The organism is uncultured Stenotrophomonas sp. (assembly GCF_945952405.1).
In the GTDB taxonomy this organism is placed as follows: domain Bacteria; phylum Pseudomonadota; class Gammaproteobacteria; order Xanthomonadales; family Xanthomonadaceae; genus Stenotrophomonas.
Genome location: NZ_CAMFIA010000043.1, coordinates 1 through 5348 on the forward strand (window position 1 = coordinate 1; position 5348 = coordinate 5348).

4 protein-coding genes are annotated in these 5348 nt (G+C 67.2%); 2 read left to right on the forward strand and 2 right to left on the reverse strand.

What is annotated here, in order from left to right; all coding sequences use genetic code 11:
* Positions 1-104 precede the first annotated feature (104 nt).
* Entirely contained in the window at positions 105-845 is a 741-nt protein-coding gene (locus Q0P60_RS20515; protein WP_294997437.1) for an SDR family oxidoreductase, read from the reverse strand.
* Between the two features lie 106 nt (positions 846-951).
* Between Q0P60_RS20515 and Q0P60_RS20520 the strand changes: the two genes are divergently transcribed.
* Complete coding sequence (locus Q0P60_RS20520; RefSeq protein ID WP_294997438.1) at positions 952-1845, forward strand: LysR family transcriptional regulator; 894 nt, start codon at positions 952-954, stop codon at positions 1843-1845.
* 227 nt (positions 1846-2072) lie between these two features.
* On the opposite strand, the gene Q0P60_RS20525 is transcribed toward Q0P60_RS20520, so the two are convergent.
* Complete coding sequence (locus Q0P60_RS20525; RefSeq protein ID WP_294997439.1) at positions 2073-2912, reverse strand: AraC family transcriptional regulator; 840 nt, start codon at positions 2910-2912, stop codon at positions 2073-2075.
* A 130-nt stretch (positions 2913-3042) separates the two neighbouring features.
* On the opposite strand from Q0P60_RS20525, the gene Q0P60_RS20530 reads away from it, so the two are divergent.
* Positions 3043-5232 (forward strand): TonB-dependent receptor, encoded by a 2190-nt coding sequence (locus Q0P60_RS20530; protein ID WP_294997440.1) that lies wholly within the window; start codon positions 3043-3045, stop codon positions 5230-5232.
* Positions 5233-5348 lie beyond the last annotated feature (116 nt).

Consider the following 5348-nt stretch of genomic DNA (forward strand, 5'->3'; position numbering starts at 1 on the left):
GCGTGGATGCTGTCAGATGGGATGCAGTAGATCCACGCCATGCGTGGATGCTGTCAGATGGGATGCAGTAGATCCACGCCATGCGTGGATGCTGTCGGCGCGCCCTAGATCATTCCGCCGTTGGCACGCAGCACCTGGCCATTGATCCACCCGCCATCAGCACCGGCCAGGAACGCGACCGCCCCGGCAATGTCCTCCGGCGTGCCCAGCCGTTCCAGCGGATTCATCTTCGCCAGGCGTTCAATCAGCGCAGGCGACTTGCCGTCCAGGAACAGGTCGGTGGCGGTCGGTCCTGGCGCCACGGTGTTCACGGTGACGTTGCGCCCACGCAGCTCCTTGCTGAGGATTGCCGCCATCGTCTCCACTGCGGCCTTGCTGGCCGCATACACGCTGTAGTTCTCCAGCCGGATGCCGACCACGCTGGTGGAAAGGCCGATCAGGCGGCCGCCGTCGCGGACCCGCCGAGCGCTTTCGCGCAATACATTGAAGGCACCCTTCAGGTTGACCCCGATGACCCGCTCGAACAGGGCATCGTCACTGTCGGCCAGCGGCGCCAGCTGCAGTACGCCGGCACTGTTGACCACCACGTCGATGCCGCCGAAGCGGGCCTCGATGGCGTCGAACAGCTGGCGCACCGCCTGCGGGTCGGCCACATCGGCCTGCAGCGCGATGGCCTGGGCGCCCGTGGCGTTCAGCTCGGCGGCCAGTGCATCGGCGTCGTCGCGGCGGCCGGCATAGTTGATCACCACGGCGAGGCCATCGGCAGCCAGGCGGCGCGAAATGGCCGCGCCGATGCCGCGCGAGCCGCCGGTGACCAGGACGACGCGGGGGGAGGGGAGGGACATGATCGGATCCAGCACGGCGCGCCGGAGTGGCGCAAGGCCATCTTCGCCATCTTGCCCGGTCGGATAATCATGCATAATCCGCCAACATCATCCGGATGGTCGAATAATGGACCGTTTCACGGCCCTGCGCGCCTTTGTCCGAATCGTCGAGCGCCGCAGTTTCACCCGCGCCTCGGATGACCTTGGGATACCGCGGGCGACGCTGACCGATGCGATCAAGGCACTGGAACAGCGGCTGGGCGTGCGCCTGCTGCATCGGACCACGCGGCTGGTGGTGCCAACCCTGGAAGGCGAGGCCTTCTATGGTCGATGCCTGCGCCTGATCGCCGACATGGACGATGCCGAAGCCGCATTCCGTGACGTGCCGCCGCGCGGGCCACTGCGCGTCGAGGTGCATGGCACGCTGGGCCGCCATCTGCTGTTTCCGCACCTGCCGGAGTTCCTGCAGCGCTACCCGGACATCGAGCTGGAAATCAGCGAGGGCGATCGCTACGTCGATGTGCTGCGCGAAGGCGTGGATGCGGCCCTGCGGGTCGGCACGCTGGAAGACAGCGACCTGGCGTCGCGACGGTTGACGCTGCTGCGCGAGGTCAGCGTGGCCTCGCCGGGCTATCTGCGGACGCACGGGGTGCCCGACAGCATCGAATCGCTGCAGCACGGACACCTGATGGTCGGCTATCGCTCCAGCGCCAGTGGCCAGCTGATCCCGCTGGAGTTCCAGGCAGGTGCGCAGGTGCGGTATGTACCGTTGCCGGCCAGGGTGCGTGTTTCCGGTGCGGATGCCTTCCTGGGAGCTGCGTTGGCGGGACTCGGCATCATCCAGGCGCCGCGTTACCGGATGGATCCCTACATCGCGCGTGGCCAGCTGGTTGAACTGCTGGCGGAGACACCGCCGACCCCGAGCCCGTTGAGCCTGGTCTACCCACGCAACCGCACGCCGTCGCCGCGGCTGCGGGTGTTCATCGACTGGGTCGCCTCCGTGTTCGACCCGGCCCGGTAATACCGGCCGCAGACCGGTACGGGCAGGCGGTGCGGCATTCCGGGTTGCCGGCCAGCGGCCGGCACTACCTGATGCGTGTGCACGTCGTTGCCGCTGCACGCCGTCGCCGCGGCTGCGGGTGTTCATCGACTGGGTCGCCTCCGTGTTCGACCCGGCCCGGTAATACCGGCCGCAGACCGGTGCGGGCAGGCGGTGCGGCATTCCGGGTTACAAGCCAGCAGCCGGCACTACCGGGCGTGGGCCTGTGCGAGCCACGCCGACGGTGTGCAGCCGAACACGCGGCGGAAGGCTGCGCTGAACTTGCTCGGATTGGCGTAGCCGCTGGCCAGGGCCACCTCGGTGACACTGCAGCCCTGTGCCAGTGCAGCGCGGGCCTGCTGCATGCGGCGCTGGACCACGAACGCGTAGGGAGCAAGGCCGGTGGCAGCGCGCAGTGCGCGGCTGAACGTCGATGGCTCCATCTGCAGTACAGCGGCCAACTGCGCGACCACAAGCGGTTGGCCATGCTGTGCGTCGATGTAGTCCTGCAGATGCTGCAGCCGCCGGGCGGAAAGCGCGCGTGTGGGAGCGGGCAGCTTGCGTCGTTGCCCGGCAAGCTGGCCCAGGCGATGCAGCAGTACCTGCGCGCCGTGCTCGAGGAAGCCGGGCAGGCAGGCATCGGCCTGCGCAGTGCACCACAACGCCTGCAGCACCGAGGCGACGACCGGGTCGCGCTGCAGCCGCGCTGCCAGCGGCTGCAGCGTGTGTGGCGGGTACGCCCGGGTATCGATGACGATGCCGAGCAGGTCCAGCGCGGGGCTGGCATAGCTGCCGCAGTCTCCGGGCAGGACCAGGTTGAACTGTCCGGGCCGCCAGGACGACTGCAGCGTGCCGTTGAGCGTGCGCTGCAGCAGCGGTCCGCCGCCGGCCACCGCCATGCCCAGGCGAAGCTGGTGCGGATGCCCCATTACGCCTTCGCCGGCATCGAAGCGGTGGCGCAGCAGGACGACGGTGCCATCGTCGCTTGCATGAATGGCAGGTGCCTGCGGGCCGGTTTCCTGCAGCAGCTGGTCGGCGAGGGCGGGCATCACGGATCCGGAAATGGAGCGGCAATGCCGCGAATGGAGTGGCGGGTGGCTGGAATTGTTACAGGATAACACTCTTGTTCCGCGCCGCCGCCGCCCGCGCGTCCGCTCCTTCTTCCGCCGAGGTTTCCCCTTGAAGTCGACCACGCCCGCTGCCGCACTCGTCGCGGCCTCCCTGCTCATTCCCGCTCTGCCGGCGCTCGCCCAGCAGGCCGAACCGGCCACGCTCGACGGCGTCCGGGTCACCGGTTCCAAGCGCGATACCCCGTACCTGAAGAGCGACCTGTCGGTGACCGTGCTTGATCGGCAGGCCCTGAAGGAGGCCGGTGTCACCGAGTTCCGTGACCTCGACAAGCTCGCGCCGAACGTGAAGTTCAATGCAATGGGGCAATTGAGCAACATGTTCATCTCGATCCGCGGCATCGAGTCCAACCCGTTCCTGGTCAATCGTGCTTCGGTCTACATCGATGGCATTCCGTTCCGAGAGCTGAGCAACGCGGTGCTCAACCAGGTCGAGTCGGTGGAAGTGCTGCGTGGGCCGCAGGGCACGCTGTACGGCGCCAACAGCGAGTCCGGTCTGGTGCTGGTGCGTACGCGCGGGCCTGCCGACTCGCGGGAGGGTGAAGTCAATGTACGCAGCAGCTGGTTCGGCAATGGCCACGGCACCGCCCTCGATGGCTTTCTTGCCGGCCCGCTGGGCGGGGACGGCCGCCTGTCCGGCTCGGTGGCGTTCATGGGTTCTGACGAGGACGCCTACCTGAAGAACCTCACGCCCTCCGGCGCGCACGGAAGGGTGGGCGAAGGTTATCTGCAGGGCAAACTGCGCTGGCGGCCGAGCGATTACGTGTCGGTGAATGCGCTGGCCTATCACCTGCGTACCCGCGCGCCTGGCATGTTCGAGTACGAATACCTGCCGCTGGATACCGGCCTGTACAACCGTACCTATGGCACGTCACTCAATGGCGGACGCCGTGCCGGTGACTTTACCTATATCAACGATGCGCCGAAACGCACCGAGAAGGATGAGTCGGTGGCAGGCCTGAGTGCGCAATGGCAACTGCAGGCCGGCACGCTGGATGTCGCCGCATCCTGGCGCAACGAAGAAGTGACCTCGGCCGGCTACGACTTCGACATGACCCAGAGTGCGGCGCTGGCCGGCCGCATCTACGACAGGAAGAACGAGTGGACGGCCGAGGCGCGCTTCAGTTCGCCCAGTGACCAGACGCTGACCTGGATGGCCGGTGCGGCGACCTACCGCAACCGCAAGGATTCGATCCTGGGTACGTTCGTGGGGCCTGCGTTGCGTGGGCTGGACAGCTACAACCTGGCGCCGCGGCAGACCTCGAAGGGCGAGGACTACAGCGTGTTCGCCACGGCCAGCTACACCGTACCGGCGCTGCCGAGGCTGACCGCAAGTGTGGGCCTGCGCCACGAGCAGGCGCGGCGATCCACCGAACAGCGCGCCGGCGCGCTGGACCTGGGCGCCGGTGGTCGCGTGCTGTATCGCGATGCCGCGTTGGCGCATACCTTCTCGGCGACATTGCCACGGGTGTCGCTGCGCTATGACGCCACCGACGACCTGTCGTTCTATGCGGCCTCGGCCAAGGGCTATATTCCCGGTGGCTTCAACCTGGCCGCAGCGCAGAGCGATGTGGTCAACGACAAGGTGCTGCGCTACGAATCCGAGCGCATGTGGAGCCACGAGCTGGGCTTCAAGATGAACCTGGCCGGTGGGCGCGGCCACCTCGGTGGCGCGTTGTTCCATATCACGTCGGACAACTGGCAGGAGATCCAGGTGGCCACCGATGCCAACGGTCGCCCGATCTCGTCGGACTACGTGGGCTCGGATGCCTCGATCCGTTCGCGCGGCGCGGAACTGGAGGGGGTATTCGAGGTGGTGCCCGGCTTCACCGTGATGGCCAATGTCGGCTATGTCGATGCTAAATACACAAAGCTGTGGGTCAGCGTCGAGCAGAACCTGGCCGGCAAGCGGGTCAAGCTGACCCCGCACTACACCGGTTATCTGGCAGCGCGCTACCAGTTCGGGTCCGGCATCTACGCCCGGCTGGAATCGCAGTTCACCGGGTCCAGCGCGCTGGATGAACGCAACCGGGCCTTCCAGCCGGCCGTGGTGGTGCTGGGTGCGCAGCTCGGCTATGAGCGCGGGCCCTGGAGTGGGCGGCTGTTCGTGCAGAACCTCAGCAACAAGCGCCGTATCAACGGGCTGATCTTCGACAATCTGGCGTTCGGGCGTGACGGCAATTATTACGGCCCGGTGGACAGCCCGCGGATTGTCGGTGCGGAACTGGGTTACCGCTTCTGAGCAGGGGAATGCGGGCCGCTGGCCGGCATGTTGCCAGGTAGCGCCGGCCGCTGGCCGGCATGGGCAGGCGGTCCGGCACGCCGGATTGCCGGCCAGCGGCCGGCACTACCGGATGC

Bases quoted from the DNA above. Each gene is read 5' to 3' on its own strand.
- Q0P60_RS20515 (WP_294997437.1), bottom strand. From the start codon at position 845: ATGTCCCTCCCCTCCCCCCGCGTCGTCCTGGTCACCGGCGGCTCGCGC.
- Q0P60_RS20520 (WP_294997438.1), top strand. From the start codon at position 952: ATGGACCGTTTCACGGCCCTGCGCGCCTTTGTCCGAATCGTCGAGCGC.
- Q0P60_RS20525 (WP_294997439.1), bottom strand. From the start codon at position 2,912: ATGCCCGCCCTCGCCGACCAGCTGCTGCAGGAAACCGGCCCGCAGGCA.